General features: G+C 73.1%; 26 protein-coding genes and 1 pseudogene. 18 read left to right on the top strand and 9 right to left on the bottom strand.

Annotation, left to right across the window (positions count from 1 at the left end; genetic code table 11):
• Nucleotide 1: 1 nt before the first annotated feature.
• On the bottom strand, nucleotides 2–1,216 hold the full coding sequence (gene fabV, locus ACZ3YL_RS22300; protein WP_188309375.1) for an enoyl-[acyl-carrier-protein] reductase FabV: 1,215 nt from the start codon (nucleotides 1,214–1,216) through the stop codon (nucleotides 2–4).
• Between the two features lie 290 nt (nucleotides 1,217–1,506).
• On the opposite strand from fabV, the gene ACZ3YL_RS22295 reads away from it, so the two are divergent.
• The 5 genes from ACZ3YL_RS22295 (at nucleotide 1,507) to ACZ3YL_RS22275 (ending at nucleotide 5,509) form a co-directional block, all read left to right on the top strand.
• Nucleotides 1,507–2,325: a class I SAM-dependent methyltransferase gene (locus ACZ3YL_RS22295; RefSeq protein ID WP_188309376.1), complete on the top strand. Its 819-nt coding sequence runs from the start codon at nucleotides 1,507–1,509 to the stop codon at nucleotides 2,323–2,325.
• Nucleotides 2,326–2,527: 202 nt separating this feature from the next.
• A complete protein-coding gene (locus ACZ3YL_RS22290; RefSeq protein ID WP_465659293.1) occupies nucleotides 2,528–3,187 on the top strand; it encodes a DedA family protein in 660 nt (219 codons plus the stop codon).
• Nucleotides 3,188–3,276: 89 nt separating this feature from the next.
• Nucleotides 3,277–3,957 carry an O-methyltransferase gene (locus ACZ3YL_RS22285; RefSeq protein WP_465659291.1) on the top strand — a complete coding sequence of 227 codons (681 nt, stop codon included), beginning with the start codon at nucleotides 3,277–3,279 and terminating at the stop codon, nucleotides 3,955–3,957.
• A 26-nt stretch (nucleotides 3,958–3,983) separates the two neighbouring features.
• Nucleotides 3,984–4,883: a Gfo/Idh/MocA family protein gene (locus ACZ3YL_RS22280; protein ID WP_188309379.1), complete on the top strand. Its 900-nt coding sequence runs from the start codon at nucleotides 3,984–3,986 to the stop codon at nucleotides 4,881–4,883.
• Complete coding sequence (locus tag ACZ3YL_RS22275) at nucleotides 4,880–5,509, top strand: ribonuclease FAU-1 family protein (protein WP_317621465.1); 630 nt, start codon at nucleotides 4,880–4,882, stop codon at nucleotides 5,507–5,509. Before ACZ3YL_RS22280 ends, ACZ3YL_RS22275 begins: the two co-directional genes overlap by 4 nt.
• Nucleotides 5,510–5,533: 24 nt before the next feature.
• On the opposite strand, the gene ACZ3YL_RS22270 is transcribed toward ACZ3YL_RS22275, so the two are convergent.
• Entirely contained in the window at nucleotides 5,534–6,652 is a 1,119-nt protein-coding gene (locus tag ACZ3YL_RS22270) for a hypothetical protein (protein WP_188309380.1), read from the bottom strand.
• A gap of 176 nt (nucleotides 6,653–6,828) precedes the next feature.
• Here ACZ3YL_RS22270 and ACZ3YL_RS22265 point away from each other — a divergent pair, with 176 nt between their 5' ends.
• Complete coding sequence (locus ACZ3YL_RS22265; RefSeq protein WP_465659288.1) at nucleotides 6,829–8,904, top strand: transglycosylase domain-containing protein; 2,076 nt, start codon at nucleotides 6,829–6,831, stop codon at nucleotides 8,902–8,904.
• A 7-nt stretch (nucleotides 8,905–8,911) separates the two neighbouring features.
• Here ACZ3YL_RS22265 and ACZ3YL_RS22260 read toward each other — a convergent pair.
• From ACZ3YL_RS22260 to ACZ3YL_RS22240, 5 genes and pseudogenes are all read right to left on the bottom strand, one after another.
• Nucleotides 8,912–9,058: pseudogene (locus tag ACZ3YL_RS22260) on the bottom strand (RNA polymerase subunit sigma-24); the annotation flags it as partial.
• Between the two features lie 30 nt (nucleotides 9,059–9,088).
• Nucleotides 9,089–10,303 (bottom strand): polysaccharide deacetylase family protein, encoded by a 1,215-nt coding sequence (locus ACZ3YL_RS22255; RefSeq protein WP_188309382.1) that lies wholly within the window; start codon nucleotides 10,301–10,303, stop codon nucleotides 9,089–9,091.
• Nucleotides 10,304–10,481: 178 nt separating this feature from the next.
• Entirely contained in the window at nucleotides 10,482–11,477 is a 996-nt protein-coding gene (locus tag ACZ3YL_RS22250) for a trypsin-like serine peptidase (protein ID WP_465659286.1), read from the bottom strand.
• A 99-nt stretch (nucleotides 11,478–11,576) separates the two neighbouring features.
• On the bottom strand, nucleotides 11,577–11,942 hold the full coding sequence (locus tag ACZ3YL_RS22245; RefSeq protein WP_465659285.1) for a hypothetical protein: 366 nt from the start codon (nucleotides 11,940–11,942) through the stop codon (nucleotides 11,577–11,579).
• Nucleotides 11,939–12,286, bottom strand: a complete 348-nt coding sequence (locus ACZ3YL_RS22240) for a recombinase family protein (protein WP_188309385.1) — start codon at nucleotides 12,284–12,286, stop codon at nucleotides 11,939–11,941. The genes ACZ3YL_RS22245 and ACZ3YL_RS22240 overlap by 4 nt, the downstream gene beginning before the upstream one ends.
• A gap of 106 nt (nucleotides 12,287–12,392) precedes the next feature.
• On the opposite strand from ACZ3YL_RS22240, the gene ACZ3YL_RS22235 reads away from it, so the two are divergent.
• From ACZ3YL_RS22235 to ACZ3YL_RS22190, 10 genes are all read left to right on the top strand, one after another.
• The gene (locus tag ACZ3YL_RS22235; RefSeq protein ID WP_465659284.1) at nucleotides 12,393–13,217 is read left to right on the top strand and encodes a helix-turn-helix domain-containing protein; all 825 of its coding nucleotides are present in this window, start codon (nucleotides 12,393–12,395) and stop codon (nucleotides 13,215–13,217) included.
• A 3-nt stretch (nucleotides 13,218–13,220) separates the two neighbouring features.
• Nucleotides 13,221–13,430 (top strand): DUF397 domain-containing protein, encoded by a 210-nt coding sequence (locus tag ACZ3YL_RS22230; RefSeq protein WP_465659282.1) that lies wholly within the window; start codon nucleotides 13,221–13,223, stop codon nucleotides 13,428–13,430.
• Between the two features lie 124 nt (nucleotides 13,431–13,554).
• Nucleotides 13,555–13,791: a hypothetical protein gene (locus ACZ3YL_RS22225; protein WP_465659280.1), complete on the top strand. Its 237-nt coding sequence runs from the start codon at nucleotides 13,555–13,557 to the stop codon at nucleotides 13,789–13,791.
• 174 nt (nucleotides 13,792–13,965) lie between these two features.
• Nucleotides 13,966–14,994, top strand: coding sequence for a phosphotransferase family protein (locus ACZ3YL_RS22220; RefSeq protein ID WP_465659278.1), 1,029 nt, complete (start codon nucleotides 13,966–13,968; stop codon nucleotides 14,992–14,994).
• Between the two features lie 2 nt (nucleotides 14,995–14,996).
• Nucleotides 14,997–16,229, top strand: a complete 1,233-nt coding sequence (locus ACZ3YL_RS22215) for an acyl-CoA dehydrogenase family protein (protein ID WP_465659276.1) — start codon at nucleotides 14,997–14,999, stop codon at nucleotides 16,227–16,229.
• Nucleotides 16,230–16,286: 57 nt separating this feature from the next.
• Nucleotides 16,287–17,162 (top strand): methyltransferase domain-containing protein, encoded by an 876-nt coding sequence (locus ACZ3YL_RS22210; protein WP_465659274.1) that lies wholly within the window; start codon nucleotides 16,287–16,289, stop codon nucleotides 17,160–17,162.
• Nucleotides 17,163–17,387: 225 nt separating this feature from the next.
• On the top strand, nucleotides 17,388–17,948 hold the full coding sequence (locus ACZ3YL_RS22205) for a histidine phosphatase family protein (protein ID WP_465659272.1): 561 nt from the start codon (nucleotides 17,388–17,390) through the stop codon (nucleotides 17,946–17,948).
• Between the two features lie 152 nt (nucleotides 17,949–18,100).
• Complete coding sequence (locus tag ACZ3YL_RS22200; RefSeq protein ID WP_317621466.1) at nucleotides 18,101–19,405, top strand: alpha/beta hydrolase family protein; 1,305 nt, start codon at nucleotides 18,101–18,103, stop codon at nucleotides 19,403–19,405.
• A 144-nt stretch (nucleotides 19,406–19,549) separates the two neighbouring features.
• Nucleotides 19,550–19,912: a DUF6086 family protein gene (locus ACZ3YL_RS22195; RefSeq protein WP_465659271.1), complete on the top strand. Its 363-nt coding sequence runs from the start codon at nucleotides 19,550–19,552 to the stop codon at nucleotides 19,910–19,912.
• A 27-nt stretch (nucleotides 19,913–19,939) separates the two neighbouring features.
• Nucleotides 19,940–20,872 carry a threonine/serine dehydratase gene (locus tag ACZ3YL_RS22190; RefSeq protein ID WP_465659269.1) on the top strand — a complete coding sequence of 311 codons (933 nt, stop codon included), beginning with the start codon at nucleotides 19,940–19,942 and terminating at the stop codon, nucleotides 20,870–20,872.
• On the opposite strand, the gene ACZ3YL_RS22185 is transcribed toward ACZ3YL_RS22190, so the two are convergent.
• On the bottom strand, nucleotides 20,869–21,282 hold the full coding sequence (locus tag ACZ3YL_RS22185) for a winged helix-turn-helix transcriptional regulator (protein ID WP_465659268.1): 414 nt from the start codon (nucleotides 21,280–21,282) through the stop codon (nucleotides 20,869–20,871). The two genes, ACZ3YL_RS22190 and ACZ3YL_RS22185, sit on opposite strands and share 4 nt — an antisense overlap.
• A 79-nt stretch (nucleotides 21,283–21,361) precedes the next feature.
• Here ACZ3YL_RS22185 and ACZ3YL_RS22180 point away from each other — a divergent pair, with 79 nt between their 5' ends.
• Entirely contained in the window at nucleotides 21,362–22,183 is an 822-nt protein-coding gene (locus ACZ3YL_RS22180) for an NAD(P)H-binding protein (protein WP_465659266.1), read from the top strand.
• Between the two features lie 37 nt (nucleotides 22,184–22,220).
• On the opposite strand, the gene ACZ3YL_RS22175 is transcribed toward ACZ3YL_RS22180, so the two are convergent.
• Nucleotides 22,221–23,132, bottom strand: a complete 912-nt coding sequence (locus tag ACZ3YL_RS22175) for a LysR family transcriptional regulator (protein ID WP_465659264.1) — start codon at nucleotides 23,130–23,132, stop codon at nucleotides 22,221–22,223.
• Nucleotides 23,133–23,257: 125 nt separating this feature from the next.
• Here ACZ3YL_RS22175 and ACZ3YL_RS22170 point away from each other — a divergent pair, with 125 nt between their 5' ends.
• Entirely contained in the window at nucleotides 23,258–24,010 is a 753-nt protein-coding gene (locus tag ACZ3YL_RS22170; protein WP_465659262.1) for an SDR family NAD(P)-dependent oxidoreductase, read from the top strand.
• Nucleotides 24,011–24,025 lie beyond the last annotated feature (15 nt).

The following is a 24,025-nucleotide window of genomic DNA, read 5'->3' as shown; positions in this document are numbered from 1 at the left end:
GTCAGGCGGTCGGGACCGGCCAGGGCACCTCGGTGGCCACCGGGGCGGTGTAGTCCACGCCCGGCACGGCGAACCCGTACAGCCGCTGGACCTCGGCGTGGAACCAGCCGAGGTCGGCGAGGCCGGCGATGGTGCCCGTGGTGGCGGCCGCCCAGCGTTCGGCGACGGCCGCCTGGACGGACTCGGTCAGCTCCCAGCCGTCCAGCCGGATCCGGCCCTCGTCGTCCAGGACCAGCGGGGCGGCACCGGTGAGCTGGTCCCACAGGGCGGCGAGCTGGTGCACCGGCGGGACCATCGCCGCCCCGAGCACGCCGCGCAGCAGACCGGTGTACAGGGCGATGCCCGGGATGGCCGTGGAGGACTGGGTGACGGCGGCGCCGTTGACGGAGGTGACGGCCCGCCCGCCCAGCTCCCTGCCCAGCCGCTCGTCCAGGGTGCGGGCGGTCGCCTCCAGGTGGGCCTTGGCCGCGCCGATGGTGCCCTGCCGGTAGATCGCCGCCGTCATCGGCGATCCGATGTACGACAGCGCGGCGGTGGCGAAGCCGTCGGCGAGCAGCCCCCGGCCGGCCAGGTGGTCGATCCAGCGCTCCCAGTCCGCACCGCCCATCACGGCCACGGTCTGCTCGACGTCGTCGCCCTCGGCCGGACCGGTCTCGACCTCGCGCACCTCGGGGACGCCCTGCTCGTCGAAGACCAGGGTCTTGGTGCGGTTCGCCGCGCCGATCGGCTTGAGGACGGAGGCGTAGCCGGCGCCGGTGTCCGGGTCGGTGCGCCGGGGCGCGGCCACCGAGTAGACGAGGTAGTCCAGCCGGCCGCCGAACCGCTCCTGGAGGAGGTCGGCGACCTGCTCCTTCATCGCGTCGGAGAAGGCGTCGCCGTTGAGGAAGACCACGTCCCGCCCGGCGGCCCGGGCGAGTTCGGCGGTGGCGGCGGTGCGGTACCAGCCGGCCGTAGCGGTGCGGCGCTCGGTGGGGGCCTTCTCGAAGGAGACCAGGACGCCGCGGATGCCGGCCCGCTTGAGCCCGGCGACGGTGGCCGCCAGGCCGTACCCGGCCGAGGAGCCGATGATCAGGGCCACCGGCCCGGCACCCTCCGGGGCGTCGGCAGGCTCCGGGCAGTCCCGCCACAGGTCGGTCACCAGCCGCTCGCAGCCCGCCGGGTGGGAGTCGAGGAAGAGGAAGCCCCGGTTGCGGGGGACGATGACGCGCTCGCTCACGATGGCAAGTCCTTGGGTCGGCTGGAGGGGTCGGCCGGAGTCCGGCCGCGGCGACCGGCCGGGCCGCCGCGTGCAGCCAGTCTGGGGCAGCGCCGGGCGCGGCAGCGGCCCCCACCAGGCACAACGATCACGAGTGGATCTTGGGGTGTTCCACCACTGACGCCCGGGCCCCGTCCGGCCCGGCACGGCCCGCAGCCCGGGCGGCGCGTCGGCGGAAGGGTGGGCACGGGGCGGGTGTCAGAATCGGCGGGTTCATGCCGGAGCACGGTGCACGTCCTAAGGAGTGAGCGATGGGCGGCGGGGAACGGCCGGAGTTGGAGCAGGTGCCGGAGACGGCGCTGTGGACGTTGTGGCACCGGGCACTGGAGGCCCGGCGGCCGGACACGGTGCTGCACGATCCGGTCGCGGTCGAGCTGGTGGAGCGGATCGACTTCCCGTTCGCCGAGCGGTTCGGGCGGACGCCGCTGGTGAGCCAGCTGCAGGCGCTGCGGGCGGCCTGCTTCGACCGCGAGGCGGCGGACTTCCTGGACCGGCACCCGCGCGCCACGGTGGTCGGGCTCGGCGACGGACTGGAGACCCAGGCCTGGCGGGTGGACAACGGGCGGGCCGACTGGCTGTCGGTCGACCTGCCCGAGACGGCCCGGCTGCGCGAACGGCTGCTGCCCCCGGACGACCGGCGCCGGATCCTCGCCTGCTCCGCCACCGACCTGCGCTGGGCGGACGAAGTCGACCCGGACCCGGACCGCGGGGTGCTGATCACCACCGAGGGCCTGCTGATGTACCTGCGGCCGACCGAGGTCCGGGAGCTGATCGCCGCCTGCGCCGAACGCTTCCCCGGCGGCGCGATGGTGCTCGACGCGGTGCCGCGCTGGGCCAGCCGCCTGGCCGTCCGGGGCAAGCTGCGGGACCGCCACTACCAGGCGCCGCCGATGCCCTTCGGCATGGACGCGGACGAGCTCGGCAAGCTGGCGCAGGCACACCCGGCGGTCACCGACGTGCGGGAGGTCTACCCGGAGGGCGGGCGCGGCCTGCTGCGGGCCCTGCTGCCGGCGGCACGACGGATCAAGCAGCGGCCTTCCGTCGTCGCCCTGCGTTTTACCCAATCTTGAAGAAAGGCCGGTCGGCCTGGAACTATTGGCGCGGGGGCGTACGTCGTAACGACGGGTGATCGGCCAGGGGGACAGGCCGCCCGGCACGTTAGGCTGCGCCCCGGGGAAGCGGCCCGGGTGCCGCCATCGGACAACCGTCGGGACGGGCGTGCGGCTCCACGGGGAGCCGGCCCCGCCCCGACCTGCCACGGAGGTACTGGCCTTGCACATCGACGCCTGGATCGAGAGCGTTCCCCCGACCGCGGTGTACGCCCTGATCGGCCTGATCATCGGGATCGAATCCCTGGGCATCCCGCTGCCCGGTGAGATCGCCCTGGTCACGGCGTCCCTGATGGCGGTCAAGGGCGTGGTGAGCCCGTGGGGGATCGCGGCCTGTGCGATCGCGGGCGCGATCATCGGCGACTCGATCGGGTACTCGATCGGCCGCAAGGGCGGCAAGCCGCTCTTCGAGAAGCTGGGGCGGAAGTTCCCCAAGCACTTCGGACCCGCGCACCTGGCGACCGCCGAGCGCTCGTTCCAGAAGTGGGGCATGTGGGCGGTCTTCTTCGGCCGCTTCATCGCCCTGCTGCGCATCTTCGCGGGCCCGCTGGCGGGCGCCCTGAAGATGCCGTACTGGAAGTTCCTGATCGCCAACGTGCTGGGCGGCGTGATCTGGGCCGGCGGTACGACCCTGCTGGTCTTCAAGGTGGGCAAGGCCATCGAGCCCTGGCTGTCCCGGTTCTCCTGGGCGGGCCTGGCCGCGGCCGTGGTGATCGGGGCGCTCTCGGCCTGGGTGATGAAGCGCCGGGCCGCCAGGACCCACGCGAAGATCGAGGCGGAGGAGGCGGCCAAGGCCGCCGCCGCTGCCCCCGTCACGGAGTGACGGAGCGTAGCCGGTAGTCGCCCTGGCGTCGTCGGGCCCCGGAGTAGCATCGGCCGGAAGCTGCCGATCTTGCACCACTGGAGGGCCCGATGACCCAGCCGACCCAGCAGGCGACCTGGAACGCGGTGGACGCCTACTTCTCCGACCAGCTGGTCGGCCCTGACCCGGTGCTGGAGGCCGCCACGGCCGACGCCGACGCCGCCGGGCTGCCGAAGATCGCGGTGGCCCCCAACCAGGGCAAGCTGCTGCACCTGCTGGCGCTGACCCAGGGGGCGCGCCGGATCCTGGAGGTCGGCACCCTCGGCGGCTACAGCGCGATCTGGCTGGCCCGGGCGCTGCCCGCGGACGGCACCCTGATCTCCCTGGAGATCGATCCCGCGCGTGCCGACGTGGCGCGCGGCAACCTGGCGCGCGCCGGGCTGGGCACGGTCGCCGAGGTGCGGACCGGCCGGGCCGCCGACGCGCTGGCGGCGCTGGTCGAGCAGGGCGAGGCCCCCTTCGACCTGGTGTTCATCGACGCCGACAAGCCGAACAACCCCGAGTACTTCCGGCGGGCGCTGCAACTGACCCGGCCGGGCTCGCTGATCATCGTCGACAACGTGGTGCGCGGCGGAGCGATCGCCGACGCGGCCAGCACCGACCCGGCGGTCGTCGCCACCCGCGCCCTGCACGAGCTGATCGCCGCCGAGCCGAGGGTCACCGCGACGTCCGTCCAGACCGTCGGCAGCAAGGGCTACGACGGCTTCACCCTGGCCCGCGTCCAGGGCTGACCCCCCCAGAGGAACGGAGAGACGACGTGCGGATCGGACTGCTGGGCACCGGCACCTGGGCGGAGCGGGTGCACGCACCCGTCCTGGCCGAGCACCCCGGGCTGGAGTTCACCGGTGTCTGGGGCCGCCGGCCGGAGGCGGCCGAGGCGCTCGGCGCGGCACACGGCGTGCCCGGGTACGGCGACCTCGACCGGCTGCTGGCCGAGGTCGACGCCGTCTCCATCGCGCTGCCGCCGGCCGTCCAGGCCGGGCTGGCGGTGCGGGCCGCCGAGGCCGGCCGCCACCTGCTGCTGGACAAGCCGGTCGCGTTCACCGTGCCGGACGCCCGTGCGGTGGCTGGCGCCGTCCGCGCGCACGGCGTCGCCTCGGTGGTGTTCTTCACCGTCCGCTTCGGCGGCGAGCAGATCCCGTGGATCGAGCGGCAGGCGGAGCTCGGCGGCTGGTTCACCGGCCGCTCGGACTGGCTCGGCTCGGTGTTCGCCCCGGACAGCACCAGCCCGTACGCGGCCTCGCCGTGGCGCAAGGACAAGGGCGCGCTGTGGGACGTCGGCCCGCACGCGCTGTCCGTGCTGCTGCCGGTGCTGGGCGACGCGACGCAGGTCACCGCGGTGGCCGGGCCGCAGGACACCGTCCACCTAGTGCTGCGGCACGCCGGCGGCGCGTCCAGCACGCTCGCGCTCAGCCTGACCGCCCCGCGCGCGGGCGGCGGCGTCGCGATGGAGCTGCGCGGCGAGCACGGGGTGGCGCAGCTTCCCGAGCGCGGCGAGGGCCCCACCGCGGCCCTGCACCGGGCGGTGGACGCCCTGCTGGCCTCGGCCGACTCGGGCGAGGCGCACCCCTGCGGGGCGGACTTCGGCCTGCGGGTGGTGGAGATCCTGGCGGGCGCCGAGCGCTCGCTGACGAGCGGCGCAACGGTGGAGGTGTGAGGCCGGCGGACCACGTCCCGGGGCGGGTGCTGCGCTGGCGGTTCCACTTCGGCGGGCAGCTGACCAGCTGCCTGCCGATGCGGGTGGTGGAGAGCGGCCCGGACGGGCTGCTGCTCTGGCTGGCGGCCGGCTCGCCGCTGTGGAAGGCCGAACTCCCGGGCGGGCGGCACATCCGGGACATTCCGCCGGAGAGCCACCCCGCCGGGGGCTACCCGCTGGTGCCCGGCGAGTGGGACGCGGTCAGCGCGCTGATCCACCAGCCGGCCGGGCGGCCGTACGCGGTCTGGTGGATCTTCGAGCCGGGCACCGGCTTCTCCCACTGGTACGTGAACCTGGAGCACCGGGAGTACCGCGGCGAGGAGGTCGACGTCCACGACCTGGAACTGGACCTGGAGGTGGACGCCGAGCGCCGGTGGCGCTGGAAGGACGAGGAGTCCTTCGCCGCCAAGACCGGGCACCCGGCCTACTGGAGCGCCGCCGAGGCGCGGGCGATCCGGGCGGGCGGCGAGGCGGTGGCGCGGCTGGTCGAGGCGGGGGCGTTCCCCTTCGACGGGACCCACCGGGACTTCGCCCCGCCCGCCGACTGGCCGCTCCCGGAGCGCCCGGCCAGGCCCGTCCGGCCGTAGCGGGCGGGCCGTCGGTCAGGCCGGTCAGGAGGGCCCGCTCGGCGGCAGGCCCGGGCGGGAGGCCTCCGGGCGGCGGTCGGTGGGGCGGGCCGGGGGGATGGGCGGGGCGTGGAAGTCGCGCGGGCCGGTCCACAGGGCCGGGACGGAGTCACTGCGGCGGGCGAGTTCGTACGCCAGGGCCTCGTAGTTGACCCGCCAGCCGCGGAAGTGCCGCCAGGCGTCCTCGACCGGGCGCTCGCGCGGGAAGCCGGCCGCGGTGACCATCGCGACGGCGCCCAGGTACTCGGCGTAGCTGAGCCGGATCGGGGTGTCCGGGTCCGGGTCGGCGTCGAAGTCGATGCGCAGCGCCCGGCCGATGTCGCGCATCGCGGTGAAGCCGGCCCGGACCACCAGCCGGGCCTCGGGCGGGGCCGAGCGCGGGCACAGGGCGAGGTGGAGGGCGGCGGCGTCCATCACCGCGATCAGGCCGACCACCCAGCTGCGGTTGGGCTGCGGGGAGCGGAAGGACAGCAGCACCGGGTAGTTGGAGTGGCTCTCGCCGATGTCGGCGGCGAGCCGCTCCCAGTCGCGGTAGAGCTGGGGGAGCGCGGTCTCGGTGTCCACCAGGGACTGCCGGGCGAGGAGTTCCGGCCCCCAGGCGGGCTCGCCGGCCCGGGACTGCAGCAGCGTCACCTCGGTCTCGCGCCGCTGGTAGGCGGCGTACAGGGTGGGCAGGTAGGCGATCTGCAGGGCGATCACCAGGGGGCCGCTGGCGGCGGCCAGGAAGTCGATCGCGGACAGCTGCAGCCGTTCGCCGCTCGCGTACCCGAGGGTGAACAGGCTGGACCCGGCCTCCCGGATGGACACCGACCAGCTGATCCCCGAGGTGCCGTGCAGCAGCAGGGTGTAGGCGAGCAGCATCCCGCTGAGCCAGACCCCGAGCATGCCGAGCAGCACCAGCGGCGCCAGCCAGGTCTGCGCGCGGTCCTGCGCCCGGTAGGTGCCGAACGGCGCGGCCCCCAGCCGCAGCATGGTGCGCAGCCCCGCCCACAGCCGGAACACCAGGGCCGAGTAGAGCCCGCGCGGGACGACCAGGGTGCGCAGGATGCTGCCCACGACGAGCAGGAGCAGCAGCACGCCGAGCAGGGTGTGGATCAACCTCATGGCGCCATTGTGGCGGTCGCGGGGGGTGGTCGTGGTGCGGAGGGGGCGTCCCGGCCGGTGCGGCGGGCGGTTGCGGTACGCGGTATGACCATGATCACACCGATGGGGAGCCGCCCTGGGGCGGTCCGAAAGGCGTCTATCTGAGTAGGGGGTCGTCCCAGGAGATCGGAGACCGGATGCGTGCACAGCAGGGCGGGGAAGCCGGGCAGGGCACCGAAGCCGAGCAGGGTGGGAAAGCCGAGCAGCGCGCGGCAGCGGAGCAGAGCGGGGAAGCCGCAGAGGAGCGGCCCGGCCGTCGGCGGTGGCGGTTGCTGCGGCGGATCGACTATCCGCGCGGCGGGCGGCGCGGGGTCCGGCGCTGGCTGCCCTCCTGGCGGCAGCTGCTGCTGACGGGCGGGACCGTGACGGTGGCGGTGAGCGGGCTGGCGGCCTGGTTCTTCGTCACCACCAAGGTCCCGGAGGACCTCAACGCCTTCGCCACCCAGCAGAACAACGTCTACTTCTGGGCGGACGGCACCGAGATGGCCCGGATCGGCGAGACCAACCGGCAGGAGGTGCCGCTGGACCAGGTGCCGGAGCCGGTGCGGTGGGCGGTGCTGTCGGCCGAGAACGAGACCTTCTACTCGGACCCGGGGATCTCCGTCAGCGGCATCGGCCGCGCGGTCTACGCGATGGCCACCGGCGGCGACACCCAGGGCGGCTCGACCATCACCCAGCAGTACGTCAAGAACATCTACCTGAACCAGCGCCAGGACGTCTCCCGCAAACTCAGCGAGATGGTCATCGCGCTCAAGCTGGACCAGCGGATGAGCAAGCAGGACATCCTGGCCGGCTACCTGAACACCAGCTGGTTCGGGCGCGGCAGTTACGGCATCGAACGCGCCGCGGCGGCGTACTACGGCAAGGACGTCTCGGAACTGAACCCGAGTGAAGGGGCCTTCCTGGCCGCCCTGCTGAAGGGCGCCGGGCAGTACGACCCGGCACTGAGCGCCGCCAACCACCAGCGGGCCGAGGAGCGGTGGTCCTGGATCCTGGACCGGATGGTCGACACCGGCAAGCTCTCCGCCGCCGAGCGCGCCAGGTACACCGTGTTCCCGGAGCCGAGGACGCCTCCCAAGGCGGCCGGGCTGAGCGGCCAGACCGGGTACCTGGTGGACCTCGCCCGGAGCTTCGTGGAGAGCCACAGCGACCTCTCCCCGGCCCAGTTGGACCTCGGCGGCTACCAGATCCGCACCACCTTCGAGAAACCGAAGGTCAACGCCTTGGCCGCGGCGGTGCAGGAGGCCGGCAAGGGGCTCGACCCCGACGGCCGCGAGGCCGACAAGCTGCTCAAGGTCGGCGCCGCCTCCGTCGCCTTCGACGGCCGGATCGTCGCCCTCTACGGCGGCCCCGACTACCGGAAACAGGGCTTCGACAACGCCAACACCTCGACGGTGCCGATGGGTTCGGCCTTCACCCCGCTGGTGTACGCCGCCGGACTCAGCCAGGGCGTGCAACACCAGCGCGGCGGCCCCCGGACCCCGGTGACCCCCGGCACTAGCTACGACGGCGACAACGGGGTCACCATCATGACCCCGGAGGGCCCGTACTGGGGGCGGGACGGGAAGGTCGTGAAGACCGCCAACGACGGCAAGCGCAACTGGGGCCCGCTGAGCCTGCGCAGCGCGGTGGAACAGTCCGTCAACGGCCCGATGATGCAACTCGGCATGGACGTCGGCCTGGACAAGGTGCAGCAGACCGCGGCCGCCCTGGGCCTGCTCCCGGACAGCATGGGCGAACTGGTGCCCGCCTTCGGGACGGGCAACTCCACGCCCAGCGCCATCCGCGCCGCCGACGCCTACGCCGCCTTCGCGGCGGGCGGCAGCCACACCGAGCCGTACTCGGTGCTGGGTGTCACCCGCAACGGCGCGCCGGTCGACCTCCGGCTGCCCACCGCCGTCCAGGCCCTGCCCGCGGCCGTGGCGGCGGACGTGGACACGGCGCTCAAGGGCGCGGTCCGCGGCGGCAGCGCCCAGGCGCTGGCGGCGGCCGGCCCCGGCCTGGCCGCCAAGCCCGGCACCACCCCGGACCGTACGGCCGGATGGACCGTCGGCTACAACGGGCAGCTGTCGACGGCGGTCACCGTGTTCCGGGCCGACCTCAAGGACATGAAGCTGCTCCCGCTGGAGGGCGTGGGCGGGGCCGCCCCGGACACCCCGGACTCCGAGCTGCCCGGCCGGATCTGGGCCGCGTACATGAAGGCGGCCGGGTAGCGACGGGTCACCGGGACCACGGGCGGAGCTTCTCCGGTTTGCGGACCGCCCGGATCCTGGTCACCCGGCCGTCCGCGACGTCGAGCGGGGCCACCGTCAGGACGACTCCGGCGCGCCGGGCCACCCGGCCCGGCGCGCCGTTCACCGAGCGCTCCGGGACGCGCCCGCGGCCGCCCGGTGGCGGTCACTTGGGCAGGCGGGACCAGTCGCCCGGCTGGCCCGGGTCGAGTTGGCGCAGGCTGTTGAGGACCTTCGGGTCCTGGGCGTCCAGCCAGTCGGCGACCTGGCGGAACGAGACGCAGCGGACGCCGTCCTGGTGGCAGACGTTCTTCACCACGTCCGCGATGGCGTCCATGTAGATGCCGCCGTTCCAGTCCTCGAAGTGGTTCCCGATGAACAGCGGGGCGCGGCTGCCGTTGTAGACCCGGTTGAAGCCGGCGAGGTAGCTGTCCCGGGTCTCCTTCTCCCACTCGTCGTACTTCTTCGGGTCGCCCTTGGTGGAGTTGCCGGACTGGCCGGCGAGGAAGTTGAAGTCCATCGACAGGCCCTGGGTGGACTTGGCCGGGAAGGGCAGCATCTGGAGAGGGAAGTTCCAGATGCCGTCCTTCTTCGTCGGCCAGACCTGGAACTCGCCCGGGGAACTCGCGTCGTAGCGGAACCCCGCCGCCTTCTCCGCCGGGAGGAGGTTCTTCTGCCCCTCCAGACAGGGGGCCCGCCCGCCGACCAGCTCCTTGGTGTAGTCGAAGGGGAGCGGCGGGAGGTCCTTGGCACCGGTGTTGGTCTTCCAGTTGGTGACGAAGGAGACGGACTGGTCGAGCTCGCTCTTCCACTCCTCGGTGCTCCAGTCGCCGCCGCCCTTCTTGCCGCAGAAGTGGCCGTTGAAGTGGGTGCCGATCTCGTTGCCGTCCAGCCAGGCCAGGCGCACCTGCTCCAGGGTGTCCTTGATGTGGGCGTCGGTGGCGTAGTCGATGGACGCGGCGCCCGGATCGTGCTGGGGCGGGTGGTAGAGGGTGCGCTTGGATTTGGGCAGGGTGTACAGGCCGGTCAGGAAGTACGTCATCTGGGCGTTGTTCTCCGCACCCAGCGTGCGGAACCGGGAGAACAGGTGGTCGTCACCCTCCAGCGCCCCGTCCCAGGAGAACACCACGAACTGCGGCGGCTTCTCACCCGGTTTCAGCTTCTCCGGCTTGGGCTGCTTGGGCTGCGGGCCGGTGTAGGAGGTCGAACCGTCACCGATCACCTTGACCTGGCCGTCCCAGGTCGGCGTCGCGCTCGGCTCGGGGGCGGGGGCCTCGGCGGGGGCGTCGGAGGCACCGCCCGGATCCGGGGCGGCTGCGTTCGGTCTGCCCTGTGAGAACGAGTCCCCCATGGTCAGCGTGAGGGACGCGATGACCCCCATGGCCAACAGGACGGCTGCGCCACGAGCAGTCCGCACGTAATCCCCTTCGCTCGGCCAACAGTTCGATCAAACGCATTCCCTTGATCGATGACTTGAAGGGCCGGAAAGGTTGCGCGGTTCGCCGAAAAGGTTTGCGAGGGTGGCGGTCGGCCGGGGGCACCGGTGGGGGTTCGTCGGGTCAGGGGGCCGGGGCGGCGGGTGGGGCGCCGGTGGTGGCGGCCTCGTAGAGGGCGCGGACGGCGGAGGTGAAGGGGGCGCTGTAGGAGACCTGGGGGGTGTTGCCGCCGGTGTGGTAGCCGCCGACGAGGCCGATCACGGCCCAGCCGCCGAACCACGGGATGAGCATGGGGCCGCCGGAGGTGCCGCCGGTGAAGCCGTCGCAGACGATGCGTTCGAAGGTGCCCGGGTCGGCGGGGTCGTCGCCGGCCCAGCGGGTGGTCCAGCTGAGGCACTCCAGGGGTTTCTGGGCGCCGCCCGGGTAGCCGATCATCCGTACCGGGGCGTGGACGTAGCCGGTGTCGGTGAGGAGCCGGACGGCGCCGGTCGCGTCTTCGAGCGGCCGGCCGTCCTGGTTGGGCTCGGTCACGGCGAAGCCGAAGTCGTAGGCAGCGCCCGCGTGTTCGCCCCGGTCGTAGTACTCCTGGGCGAGGTAGATGCCGTCGGCCTTGACCGGGAAGACGCCGAACGGCTTGAGGCCGTCGTGGTACTGCGGGACGAAGCCCAGGTTCCGCCGGGGGGAGGGGCCGGCGTACCCCTTGAGGCAGTGCCCGGCGCTCAGCACCAGGTCGTGGTCGGGGCTGTGGACGACGGAGGCGCTGCAGGTACGGCCGGTGCCGTTGACGTCGGTCCAGAAGAACGCGCCGGCCTGGGGGATGCCGTCGAAGCTCCTGCTCGGGGGGATGAACTCGCCGGGGCGGGGGCCGTCGGCCGTGGGTGGGGCGGTGAGTGCGGGGGATGTGGTGTCGGCCGGTAGCGCGGCGGCCATGCGGGCGGGGGTCCAGTAGGCGCCGAGCTGCGCGGCGGTGGTCGGTGCGGCGGTGGTCGGTGCGGCGGTGGTCGGTGTGGTGGTGGCAGAGGCGGCGGTGGCGGAGGCGGCCGGGGTGAGCCCGGCCGTGGACAGGAGGGCGGCCGCGATGACTGCGGCGTGCCGGGTGAACCTGCTGCTGGACGACATCGGTGGTCCTTCCTGGGTGGGTGAGACGGTCGTCGACGTGGGCCCCCGCACAGTGTGGGGTGCCCACGATCGAGGCCGGCTCACCCTGGCCGGGCCCAGTCAGACGGTGGGGTGGCTGATGCTGCGTCGGAAGGCTTCGGCGTCCGTGCGGCTGTAGAAGCGCCTGATCCGGGAGGAGGAGCCGGGGGCGCGGAGGTACTCGTGGCGTTCGGGGTTCCAGAGGCCCCAGGAGTCGAGCTGGAGGAAGTGCGGGCTGCCGGAGTCGATCAGACGGACCTCGAACGGGGCCGGGGTGTTGGTGCGGACCCAGGCCTGGGCCCGGACGTACGAGTAGAAGCGGAGCGGTTCGTCGGCCGGGGGGAGGGCCCTGACCAACTGGTCGGTGGCGCGGTCGCGGACGACCCAGGCCTGGTAGTAGGTGCCGCGCGGGGCGTCGGCGGGGACGATGGCGTAGCGGTCGTTCATCGGCGGGTCGCCACCTGGATGAAGCCGGAGGCCTTCTCGACCCGCTCGGCGAACTCGTTGAACTCGCCCTCGATGGGGGAGATGGTCGCCTTCGTGGGGACCAGGATCGCACCGGCCTGGCGGTCGAGGATCTGGCGCAGGGCGGCCTGGAGCATGGGGCGGTGCTCCGGCCCCCGGACGTCGACCTCGTCGTCCACGACGATGAGGGAGATGTCCCAGTCGAAGGCGAGGGCGTAGGCCTCGCACAGGCTCAACTCGCGCTCGGGGAAGGCGGAGTTGGTCTTGCCCAGGTAGATGACCACCTGAAGGCGGCGCAAGGTCTGGGGAGCGGTGGGGCGGCTCAACGTTCGTTCCTCTCTGTAGTGCCACGACTACCAAGTGTGCCCACTGTCCGCTACGCTTGGGAATCGTTCAACTTGTCTGCGTCGCAAGTGGAATCGGACGTGAGCCGTGAACCGCAAGGAACTTGATCCGACGGCATCCCCGCGCGACTCCTTCGGCGCGCTGCTCCGCAGTTCGCGCGAGGCGCGGGGCTGGACCCAGCAGGAGCTGGCCGTGGCCATGGGGTACTCGGACAGCTACATCTCGGCCGTGGAAACAGGTCGCAAATCCACCAGCCGAGACTTCGTCAGAGCGGCCGACAAGGCGCTCGGGACGGGTCAGACCCTTGAGTTGATGTGGGTCGGGATGCGCAGGAGCGGGTTCCTGGAGGGCTTCCCGGAGCATGCTGCGCAGGAGGCTCGGGCTTCCGAGATCAGGATCTTCGAGCCGAACCTCATCCCTGGGCTCTTCCAGACCAAGGCCTACGCTTCCGCGATCGAAGCGGCAGCAGTGCAGCGAGGAAGTAGTACGCCGGATCAGGCTGACGAGCGAGTGAAGTTCCTTCTGGCGCGTCAGAGGCTGCACAGGCGGGCGAAACCGCCGGTCGTTCATGCGGTGATAGACGAGAGTGCCATCCGTCGCCCGGTGGGCGGCGTCGAGACGATGCGCGCGCAGCTCGACCACCTGGCCGACATGGCGGCCAGACCTCATGTGATCTTCCAGGTGGCCCCGTTCGGCTTGGCTGAACACGCCCCGTTCGTTTCCTTTGTGACGTTGTTGACCTTTGCCGACCGTTCGGTGATCGGCTACACGGAAGCTGCGGATCACGGTTACGTAGTAAGGGAAGAGGACACGGTCAGGGCGTGGGAAAGGGCCTACGATCGGTTGCAGGTGGAAGCGCTGACCAGAGCTGCGACCCTCGACCTGATTCGCAAGGCCCGAAAGGAACTTTGACTCATGACTCGCCCGGACCTGTCCCGCGCTTCCTGGTTCAAGTCGTCACACTCCGGCAACGGCGGTTCCTGCGTGGAGGTCTCGCCCGACTTCCCCGGCGTGGTACCCGTCCGTGACTCGAAGGACCTGCGGGGCCCCGCCCTCGTCTTCCCGATCGACGCGTGGCGCTCCTTCGTCGCCGCGACCGTCTCCGGCGAGTTCGGCGACGTCTGACGGGGCGGTACGTGACCTGTTGTCCGTTTCAGTCGCCCCCTGCTCCCGTCCTTGACCTCAAGTTCGGTTGAGGTTGAAGAATCCGTGGTGTCGAAGTCGTTGTCACTGGACAGGGGAGTGCAGCATGCGGACGGTGCGAGCGGTGCGTTTCGGGGGCCCGGAGGTTCTGGTTCCGGGCGAGGGGCCGGAGCCGGTTGCCGGACCGGGGCAGGTGATGGTCGAGGTGTCCGTTGCCGGCATCACGTTCGTCGAGACGCAGATTCGCCGTGGCGTCGACCCGTGGCACGCCAAGCCCGACCTGCCGTACACGCGCACGCCGCGATCGAAGGCCGAAGCGCCCTGGGCAAGACCCTGCTCCTGATCTGACCACCCCGTGGCGGGCGCGAGCGTGATCATGCGCGCTGACCTCCTCCTCCCCTTCCGCGAGCCCCCGGACCGCCCGGTCCGGGGGCTCACGGCATTGACAGGGGCCCTCCTTCGGTTGAATGCTAAGCAAGCGCTTAGTCAATGATCCGCTTTCCCGAGGAGCCGCTCGATGGCCGAGACCCCCGCTGACCCGCCCGGGCTGGATCTGACCCGTCTCCGCTCCCACCTGGACGCGGAGCTGCCCGGCCTGATCCAGGGACCCTTGCGGGCCGACCTGATCGAAGGGGGCCGCTCCAACCTCACGTACGTCCTCACGGACGGTGTCGGCCGCTGGGTACTGCGACGGCCTCCGCTCGGACACGTGCTGGCCACCGCGCACGACATGGGGCGCGAGTACCGGGTGATGTCGGCCCTGCGGGACACCGACGTCCCCGTCCCGGACATGCTGCTGATCGACCACGGCACCGATGTCCTCGGGGCGCCCTGGTACCTCATGGAGTACGTCGGCGGCGTCGCCCACCGTGACCGTCAGCTGCTGGAAGCCCTCGGGGCGGGGCGGGTCGAGGCGCTCGGCCGTCGGCTGGTCGAGACCCTCGCCGCGCTGCACCGGGTGGATCCCGCCGCCGTCGGCCTCGCCGACTTCGGCCGCCCCGACGGCTACCTGGAGCGCCAGCTGCGCCGCTGGTCCACTCAGCTGGAGAAGTCCCGCAGCCGCGACCTCCCCGATCTCGACCGGCTGCACGCCCTGCTCGCCGAGCGCCTCCCGGTCTCGCCCGCCCCCGCGCTCGTGCACGGCGACTACCGCCTCGACAACGTCCTGGTCGACGACGCCGACGCCATCACCGCCGTCCTCGACTGGGAGATGTCCACTCTCGGTGACCCGCTCACCGACATCGGCCTCCTGGTGATGTACACCGAACTCGCGGGCGTCGGCGGCGGCATCATCCCCGACGCCATGACCGCCCCCGGCTTCCCGAAGGCCGACGAGATCGTCTCGTCCTACGCCGAGCTGACCGGCCGCCAGGCCGCCGACCTGGACTGGTACGTGGCCTTCGCCTCGTTCAAGCTGGCCGCCGTCGCCGAGGGCATCCACTTCCGCTTCCAGCAGGGCCGCACCCTCGGCGCCGGTTTCGAGCGCGCCGGCGAGATGGCCCCGATCCTCGCCCGGCACGGCCTGAGCACCCTCAAGGAGCACTGAGCATGGACTTCGCCTACGACGCCCGGACCGAGGAACTCCGCGAGCAGCTGCTCGCCTTCATGGCCGAGCACGTCTACCCCGCCGAACCCGTTCTCGCGCAGCACCTCACCGACCCGGCGCGCCGGCCGTGGAGCATCCCGCCGGTCGTCGCCGAGCTCCAGGCCGAGGCCCGGAAGCAGGGCCTGTGGAATCTGTTCTTCGTGGACAAGCACAGCACTCCCGGGGACCACGGCGCCGGCCTCACCAACCTCCAGTACGCCCCGCTCGCCGAGATCACCGGCCGCAGCATCCAGTTGGCCCCGCCCGCGCTGAACTGCGCGGCGCCCGACACCGGCAACATGGAGCTGCTCGCCCAGTTCGGCAGCGCCGAGCAGAAGGAGCGCTGGCTGCGGCCCCTGCTGGACGCCGAGATCCGCTCCGCGTTCGCGATGACCGAGCCCGAGGTGGCCTCCTCGGACGCCACCAACATCGCCACCCGGATCGAGCGGGACGGCGACGAGTACCTGGTCAACGGCCGCAAGTGGTACATCACCGGGGCGATGAACCCGGACTGCAAGCTGTTCATCGTGATGGGCAAGACCGACCCGGACGCCGCCCCGCACCGCCAGCAGAGCATGGTGATCGTGCCGCGCGACACCCCGGGTGTCACCGTCAGGCGCGGCATGACGGTCTTCGGCTACGACGACGCCGACCACGGCGGCCACGCCGAGGTGCTGTTCGAGGACGTCCGCGTCCCCGTCGAGAACCTGATCGGCGAGGAGGGCGGCGGCTTCGCGATCGCCCAGGCCCGGCTGGGGCCCGGCCGGATCCACCACTGCATGCGGGCCATCGGCATCGCCGAGCGGGCACTCGAGCTGATGTGCCGCCGGGCGAGCGAGCGGGTGGCCTTCGGCCGTCCGCTGGCCGAGCAGGGCGTGGTGCAGGACTGGATCGCCGAATCGCGGGTCCGCATCGAGCAGTTGAGGCTGCTCGTGCTCAAGACGGCCTGGCTGATGGACACCGTCGGCAACCGGGGTGCGCACACCGAGATCCAGGCCATCAAGATCGCCACCCCGCGCACGGTCGAGTGGATCCTCGACAAGGCCGTCCAGGCGCACGGCGCGGCCGGGGTCAGCCAGGACACCCCGCTCGCCCAACTGTGGGCCGGCAACCGCACCCTGCGCCTGGCCGACGGGCCGGACGAGGTGCACAAGCGCTCGCTGGCCCGGCGGGAGCTCAAGCAGTACCGCGTGTGAGGCATCCCTCTCCCGTCCTCCTGGCGTCGCCGGCGCGGGTAGGTCGACCATGGAGTCATGACCTCTTCGCCCCGCCCGCCGCACGCCGGTGGCCGCCCCGACCCGACCGACGGGACCCCCGCGCCCTGCACGGAGTCCGCTCCCGCCGGCGGGTACCTGCTGGACAACGCGCGCGCCGAGGCGGGCGAGCGCTTCCGCTGGCTGGCCGAGCTGTTCGACGGCGTCACGCTCGGGCACTTCGCCCGGCTGGGGGTCGGGGCCGGCTCGCGCTGCTGGCTGGTCGGCGCCGGTGGCCCCGGCATCCCGGAGGCGCTCACCGAGACCGTCGGTCCGACCGGGTACGTGCTGGCCACCGACATCGACCCGTCGTGGCTGACGACCGGTGGGGGGTACGAGGTGCGCCGGCACGACGTCGCCGCCGATCCGACCCCGGAGCCGGGGACCTTCGACCTGGTGCACGCCCGGCTCGTGCTGGTCCATGTCCCGGACCGGGCAAGGGCGTTGGCCACCATGGCGGCAGCGTTGCGGCCCGGCGGCCGGCTGCTGGTCGAGGACGCCGACACGGCCCTGCAGCCGCTGGCGTGCCTGGACGACAGCGGCCCGGCGCAGCGGCGGGCCAACCGGCTGCGCGACGCGGTCCGGGAGCTGCTGCGGCGCCGTGGCGCAGACCTCAGCTACGGCCGGACCCTGCCGCGGGCCCTGCGGGAGGCCGGCCTGGTGGACGTCGCCGCGGCGGGCACCTTCCCGGTCGGCGGGCCGGCCTGCGACCGGCTGGAGGCGGCGACCATCCGGCACGTGCGCGGCGAGCTGCTCGCGGCGGGCCTGGCCGATGACACCGAGATCGACGCCCACCTGGCCGCCATCCACGCGGGCGAACTCGACCTGACGCTCGCGCCGCTGATCTCGGCCTGGGGGCGCCGTCCGGCCGAGTAGCCGCCGGCCCGCCCGTCGCAGCAGGCGAGGAGTGGGTGTGGGGCTCGAAGTGAGCTGCGGGCTGGGCTGGTCGGGGGGATGCCGGGCAGTGAGGTCGAGTTCGGCCCGGACGGTCTTGGAGTCGGGCCGGCGGGGGATGATGCCCTGGCGGTCGGCGAGGGCGTCGATGAGGGGGAGGACGCCCACCCGCCGGAGCGGCCTGACCCGCCGAGAGGAGAGCCTCCGATGGCCGTAGGGATCGTCTACGAGACGCACGCCACCACCACCGACAACCAGGCGGGCATCGCCACCGGCTGGCTCCCGGGCCGGCTCTCGGAACTGGGCCGCCGCCAGGCCGGGGAACTGGGCGAGCGCCGACGCGGCGACGGGCTCGCCGCCGTGTTCACCTCCGACCTTCACCGCGCCGTGGAAACCGCCCGGATCGCGTTCCCCGACGGCAAGCCCGCGATCCATCAGGACGTCCGACTGCGCGAGTGCGACTACGGCGACCTCAACGGAACACCGGCCGTGCTCATCGCCGCTCAACGGGCGCGCCGGATCGACGAGCCCTTCCCCGGCGGACAGAGCTACCGCCAGGTCCTGGCGGCCACCGACGCGTTCCTCCACGACCTGGCCACTCACTGGGACGGCTGCCGGATCCTGCTGATCGCCCACTCGGCCAACCGATGGGCCCTGGACTGTCTGCTCGCCGGAGCAGCACTGGAAGACCTGCTCGAAGCCCCGCCGGCCTGGCGCCCGGGCTGGCACTACACGCTTCCCGCCGACTGGCCCGCCCCGACCCGGTGACCCCGCTCGCTCCGGCGGTGACCCTGCTCGCTCCGGCGGAGGCCCTGGGTCCGGGGCCCAGGGGCCCGTAAGGGTGTCATACCTGGGTACTCAGGGGGACTTGGCTCCGGGGTGTGACGGCCCCGGCCCGCCCCGCCCGTAGCGTCTTCCTCGTGACCGATCCGGACGTGGAGGCAGCAATGGGCAGGCGGGGACGGGCCGTGGCGGCGGTACTGCTGGCGACGTCGGCAGCGCTCGGGGTGGCGGGCGCGCCCGGGGCGGTGGCCGCGCCGGCCGACGGTGGCGGGCAGCGGCAGGCCACCGCGTGGCTGCCGCAGCCGACCGGGCCGTACCCGATCGGGACGACCTCGCTGCACCTGACCGACGCCGGACGGGAGGACCCCTGGCAGCCCGGGCGCAAGCGCGAGCTGATGATCAGCTTCTGGTACCCGACGGCCCGCCCGGCCGCCGGGGAGGACCGGGCCCGCTACATGCGGCCCGACGCCGGGGAGCACTTCGGCGGCGACACCGGCGTCGGCAAGGTCAACTACGGTGTCCGGCCCGGCAGTACGGACTGGTCGGGCATCCTCACCCACGCCCGGCGGGACGCCCCGGCCCGGCCCGGCGGCCCGCGCCCGGTGGTGCTGTACTCGCCCGGCCTCGGCGACCCGCGCAGCTGGGGGACGGCCCTGGTCGAGGACCTCGCCTCGCGCGGCTATGTCGTCGTCACCGTCGACCACACCTACGAAGCCTCCGAAGTCGCCTTCCCCGACGGGAAGCTGGCCACCTCGGTGTTCCCCGCCATGCTGGGGCAGCCCGGCCTGGACATCGGCGCGGTGCTGCGCACGTCCCTGGACACCAGGGTGGCCGACACCCGTTTCGTGCTGGACGAACTCACCGGGCTGCGCCGCGTCCAGAGCCTGCCGCCCGGCCTCGCCGGCGCGCTGGACCTCGACCGGATCGGCATGGTCGGCCACTCCGCGGGCGGCTTCACCGCCCTGCAGACCATGCACGACGACCCGCGGATCGCGGCCGGCGTCAACCTGGACGGCCAACTGCACTTCCCCGGTCCGGACGGCCGGACCGGCGTCCACCTGCCCAGCGTCGCCCAGGACGGCCTGGACCGCCCCTTCCTGCTGATGGGCACCGATGACGGCGACTCCGGCAGCTACCACCGGCAGCCCGGCTGGGACGCCCTGTGGCAGCACAGCACCGGCTGGCACGCCGACCTCACCCTGGAAGGCTCCCGGCACGGCTCCTACACCGACGCGGAGTCCCTGCTGCCCCAGCTCGCCCGGCAGGGCGCCGTCAGCCCCGGGACGCTGGCCGACGACATCGGCGACATCCGCCCCGACCGGGCCGAACTCGCCACCCGCAGCTACGTGGCCTCCTTCTTCGACCGCTGGCTGCGCGGCCACGACGACCACCTGCTGGACGGGCCCTCGGCGCGCTTCCCGGAGATGACGTACGAGCGGTAGGCAAACCGGGCGACGGCCCGGCCGTGCCCGGTTAGGCTGGCCGTTCCGGTCGGTCGGTGCGGGCCGGCGGGAACGATCAGCGGGAACGACCGGCCCGGACGACCAGCGGGAACGACCAGCGGGACGAGCAGAGGGGGCCGCCAGGTGAGCCAGTACTACGCGATGGGCGGCGTCACGCTCTGGAACCCGTCCAACGGCGCCTCCCGGCTGTTCCTGCGCCAGCTCGCGGTCTTCGAGGAGGAGCTCGGGCTGTCCGCCGGCATCGGGCCCATGGAGTCGGACGAGTGCCGGGTCCACCCGGTCGCGCTCGGGGTCTTCGCCAACGCGCTGCTGGCGCACCAGCTGGAGAGCCGGCACGCCGTGATCCGGGCGCTCGGCGAGGGGTTCACCGTGACGGTGCTCGCGCTCGCCGGGCGGGCCGGCGCCGTGATCGACTGGGGGCCCGGGCCGGAGGCGGCCGGGCTGCGGGCGAAGGTGCGTGAGCTCGACCGGTGCATGACCGGGTGACCATCCCCAGATCCAGGAGTTGACCCAGTGCCACAGCTTTCCTACGGCGACATCAAGGCCGCCGCCGACCGGATCGCCGGACGCGTCCGACCCGTGGCGCTGGCCCAGGCCGACGCCGGGCTCTGGCTGGCCCTGGAGCAGTTGCAGCACACCGGAAGTTTCAAGGCCCGGGGTGCGCAGAACTTCATCCGGGCACACCGCGAGGCCGGCACGCTCCCGGACGCGGGCGTGACCATCGCCTCCGGCGGCAACGCGGGCCTGGCCTGCGCCTGGGCCGCGCAGCAGCAGGGTGTACGGGCCACCGTGTTCGTGCCCACCACCGCGCCCGCCGTCAAGGTGGCCAAGCTGCGCGGCTACGGCGCCGACGTGCGGCCGGTCGGCTCGGAGTACGCCGAAGCGCTGGCCGCCTGCGAGGAGTTCGCCGCCGGCAGCGGCGCGCTGGCCGCGCACGCCTACGACCACCCGTTGATCGCCGCCGGGGCCGGCACCCTGCTGGACGAGATCCACCGGCAACTCCCGGCCCTGGACACCGTGGTGGTCGCCGTCGGCGGCGGCGGGCTGTTCGCCGGGGTGGCCACCGCCGCCCGGCAGCACGGCATCCGCACCGTCGCCGTGGAGCCCGAGCACTGCCGGGCGCTGAACGCCGCCGTCGAGGCGGGCCACCCGGTCGACGTGCCGGTCGACTCGGTCGCCGCCGACTCCCTGGGTGCGCGGCGCGCCTCCGCCATGGCCCTCGACGTGGCGCGGCAGGGCGACGTCCGCTCCGTCCTGGTGCCGGACGAGGCGATCCTCCGGGCCCGCCGGGCGCTCTGGGACGACCACCGGCTGGCCGTCGAGCACGCGGCCGCCACCGCCCTGGCGGCGCTCCCGGTCTACCGGCCCGCGCCCGGCGAGCGGGTCTGCGTGGTGCTCTGCGGCGCCAACACAGACCCGACGGACCTGGTGGCGCCGGGCCGCTAGCGGATCTCCGAGCCCGGGTTGGCCTCGTCCCACTGCCGCCGGGAGTCGACGATCGCGTCGTGGTGGGAGGAGGACCAGTCGACCATCGCCCGCACCAGGTGGGTCAGGCTGTGCCCGAGCGGCGTCAGCTCGTACTCGACCTGGGGCGGGACGGTCGGGTGGACGGTCCGCGACACCAGCCCGTCGCGCTCCAGCCGGCGCACCGTCAGGGTCAGCATCCGCTGCGAGATGCCCGGCAGGGCCCGCTGCAGCTCGCGGAACCGCCGTACTCCCTGGGCGAGTTCGACCACGGCCAGCACCGACCACCGGTCGCCGAGACGGTTCAGCAGGTCGCGGATCCCGCAGTCCACGCCGTCCTCGCACCAGACGACCGGGCGGGCGGTGGTTACCGTGGTGTGCCCTACGGACATGAAAGTGCCTCCTTACGCCGGACGGCCAGGTTACCGAGGATGGTCAGGTCTTCAGCGGCCAGTCATCAGGAGGAGAACCATGCTGCTCGTCACCGGTGTCAACGGAGGTCTGGGCGGTCTCGTGCTGGAGCGCCTGCGCGGTCGCGCGGGCGTCGTCGCCGGGTCGCGGACCCCAGGAAAGGTACCGGAGGACACCCCGGCCCGGCTGGTCGACTTCGACCGGCCGGAGACCCTGGCCGAGGCCTTCAAGGACGTCCGGACCCTGCTGCTGATCTCGGCGGGTGCGGCCGAGGACGACGTGGTGATCGCCCGGCACGGTGCGGCGATCGAGGCGGCCGAGACGGCGGGCGTCGAGCACGTCGTCTACACCAGCCTCTCCGGCGACGGCGACCACCTGCCCTACGCCCTCGCCCACCGCTGGACCGAGCGGCGGCTGCGCGAGTCCGGCGCGCTGCGCTGGACGGTGCTGCGCAACGGCCTCTACGCGGAGCTGCTGGCCGCGATCGCCGCGCCCGGCCCGGACGGGGTGATCACCGCGCCGCTGGGCGCGGGCCGGCTGGCGGCGGTGGCGCGGGCGGACCTCGCCGAGGTGGCGGTGAACGTCGCCCTGGCGCCCGCCGGGCACGCGGGCCGGACGTACGAGCTGGTGGGGGAGCGGGCGGTCGGCGGCGCGGAGGTGGCCGAGGCGCTCGGCGCCGAGTACCGCCCGGGCCGGCTCGCCGGGGCCCGTACGGCGGCCGCGGCCTCGGACACCCTGCGCGACTTCCAGGTGCCGATGCTGGTCGGCACCTGCTCGGCGATCGCCCACGGCTTCCTGGCCGGCCCGGGCGGGCCGGGCGACCTGGCGGCCCTGCTCGGCCGCCCGCCGCGCCCGGCCCTGGAGGTCATCGCGGGCCGGTAGTCCCGGCGCCGGAGGTCGGAGGCCGCAGGCCGGAGCCTCAGCCGAGGGCGGTGGGCTGCCGGGCGTCCAGGGGCTTGAGCGAGGAGGCCTGGAGCATGGCCGCGATGCCGGCGAACTCCTCGATCAGCGGGCTGCGCCGGCTGCGGTCCCAGGCGAGCGCCACCTGGCACGGAGGGAGGGCGTGGACGGGGAGGTGGGTGACGTCCGGGCGGGTGTAGAAGGTCGCGACGGACAGCGGGAGGACGACGAAGCCGTGGCCCGCGGCGACGTACTCCAGCTTCTCCTCGACGGTGCGGATGGTCTGGACGGAGGGCCGCGTGCGCCCGTTTAGCAGCGCGGACGCCGCGTGCGGGGGCAGCACCGCGTCGGGGTTCTGCAGCAGGTGCTCCCCGGCCAGGTCGGCGAGGGTGACCGCGTCGTGGCCGGCCAGCCGGTGGTCGGCCGGGAGCACCGCCACCCGTGGTTCGGCGAGCAGCGGCAGCACGGTCAGCCCGCGCTGGTCGACCGGCAGCCGGAGGTAGCCGACGTCCGCCCGGCCGTCCCTGATCACCTGGGCCTGGTCGTCCCAGCCGGTGCGGAACACCTCGACCGACAGCTCGGGGTGGCGCTGCGACATGACCCGGACCGCCGGGGTGACGATCAGGCCGGGCATGAAGCCGACGACGAAGCCGAGCGGTCCCGAGCCGGCGGCCAGACCGACCCGCCGGCGGACCGCCTCGGCGTTCGCCAGCAGCGGCCCGGCGTCGGCGAGCAACTGCTCGCCGGCGGCGGTCAGTCGGGTGGTGCGCCGGGTGCGGACGAACAGCTGGGCACGTAACTCCCGTTCCAGTGCCATGATCTGACGGGACAGCACCGACTGGGCGATGTGCAGTTCCTCCGCCGCCCGGCCGAAGTGCTGCCGTTCCGCGACGGCCATGAAGTAGCGCAGCTTCCGCAGGTCCAGGTCCACCGGGTCCTCCTCGGTCGTGATGCCCGCAGGGTATGACAGCTTCGGGAAAGAGTCTTGGACACCGGCAGTCCGACGACCGCATGGTGAGGGGGGAATCGCTGGTCCGACGGTGAGGGGAAGAGCTGATGATGCGCCTGGAGGAATCGGGTCTGGCCGGGAGGGCGGTGCTGCTGACCGGGGCGTCCGGCGGGATCGGCGGTGCGCTGGGCCGCCGGTTGATCTCGGCCGGTGCGCGGGTGGCCTTCGCGGCCGGCGGCCGGTACGCCGAGGCGAAACTGCTGGCCGAGGAGGCATGGGAGATCGGGCTCGACGCGGTCGCCCTGGAGGGCGACCTGGCTGATCCGCTGACGCCGGAACGGCTGGTCCAGGAGGCCACGGACGCGCTCGGACCGATCGACGTGCTGATCCCCAACGCCGGCTACGCGCCTCGCCGGATCCGTCTCGCCGTCGACACCCGGACCTGGGACCGCACCCTCGCGGTGAACCTCCGCGCGCCCTTCCTGCTGGCCCAGGAGGTGATCCCGGCGATGATGGCGCGCCGCTACGGCCGGCTGGTCTTCATCTCCTCGACCGCCGCCTTCATCGGCGGCATCGTCGGCCCGCACTACGCGGCCTCCAAGGCCGGGCTGCACGGCCTGGTGCACGCCCTGGCGCCCCAGGTCGCCGGGCACGGGGTGACGGTCAACGCGGTGGCGCCGGCGCTGATCGAGAACACCCGGATGCTGCCCTCGCTCACCGAGGGCAGCCTCTCGCCCGCCGTCCCGGTCGGACGGTACGGGCGCCCGGAGGAGGTCGCCGACCTGGTGATGGCGGTGCTGCGCAACGGCTACCTCACCGACCAGGTGATCGGGCTGAACGGCGGCATTCACCCCCGCTGACCGAACCCGGGCCGG

This window comes from Kitasatospora sp. NPDC023176 (assembly GCF_055560495.1).
Note: the sequence above shows the minus strand (reverse complement) of the source record. Positions and strands in the feature narration are given on the sequence as shown.

Excerpts from the sequence above, each read along its gene's own strand:
- ACZ3YL_RS22285 (WP_465659291.1), top strand. The coding sequence starts at position 3,277 with ATGACCCAGCCGACCCAGCAGGCGACCTGGAACGCGGTGGACGCCTAC.
- ACZ3YL_RS22245 (WP_465659285.1), bottom strand. The coding sequence starts at position 11,942 with ATGAACGACCGCTACGCCATCGTCCCCGCCGACGCCCCGCGCGGCACC.
- ACZ3YL_RS22210 (WP_465659274.1), top strand. The coding sequence starts at position 16,287 with ATGACCTCTTCGCCCCGCCCGCCGCACGCCGGTGGCCGCCCCGACCCG.
- ACZ3YL_RS22295 (WP_188309376.1), top strand. The coding sequence starts at position 1,507 with ATGGGCGGCGGGGAACGGCCGGAGTTGGAGCAGGTGCCGGAGACGGCG.
- ACZ3YL_RS22225 (WP_465659280.1), top strand. The coding sequence starts at position 13,555 with ATGCGGACGGTGCGAGCGGTGCGTTTCGGGGGCCCGGAGGTTCTGGTT.
- ACZ3YL_RS22250 (WP_465659286.1), bottom strand. The coding sequence starts at position 11,477 with ATGTCGTCCAGCAGCAGGTTCACCCGGCACGCCGCAGTCATCGCGGCC.
- ACZ3YL_RS22170 (WP_465659262.1), top strand. The coding sequence starts at position 23,258 with ATGATGCGCCTGGAGGAATCGGGTCTGGCCGGGAGGGCGGTGCTGCTG.
- ACZ3YL_RS22265 (WP_465659288.1), top strand. The coding sequence starts at position 6,829 with ATGCGTGCACAGCAGGGCGGGGAAGCCGGGCAGGGCACCGAAGCCGAG.
- ACZ3YL_RS22185 (WP_465659268.1), bottom strand. The coding sequence starts at position 21,282 with ATGTCCGTAGGGCACACCACGGTAACCACCGCCCGCCCGGTCGTCTGG.
- ACZ3YL_RS22205 (WP_465659272.1), top strand. The coding sequence starts at position 17,388 with ATGGCCGTAGGGATCGTCTACGAGACGCACGCCACCACCACCGACAAC.
- ACZ3YL_RS22220 (WP_465659278.1), top strand. The coding sequence starts at position 13,966 with ATGGCCGAGACCCCCGCTGACCCGCCCGGGCTGGATCTGACCCGTCTC.
- ACZ3YL_RS22230 (WP_465659282.1), top strand. The coding sequence starts at position 13,221 with ATGACTCGCCCGGACCTGTCCCGCGCTTCCTGGTTCAAGTCGTCACAC.
- ACZ3YL_RS22270 (WP_188309380.1), bottom strand. The coding sequence starts at position 6,652 with ATGAGGTTGATCCACACCCTGCTCGGCGTGCTGCTGCTCCTGCTCGTC.
- ACZ3YL_RS22215 (WP_465659276.1), top strand. The coding sequence starts at position 14,997 with ATGGACTTCGCCTACGACGCCCGGACCGAGGAACTCCGCGAGCAGCTG.
- ACZ3YL_RS22180 (WP_465659266.1), top strand. The coding sequence starts at position 21,362 with ATGCTGCTCGTCACCGGTGTCAACGGAGGTCTGGGCGGTCTCGTGCTG.
- ACZ3YL_RS22255 (WP_188309382.1), bottom strand. The coding sequence starts at position 10,303 with ATGGGGGTCATCGCGTCCCTCACGCTGACCATGGGGGACTCGTTCTCA.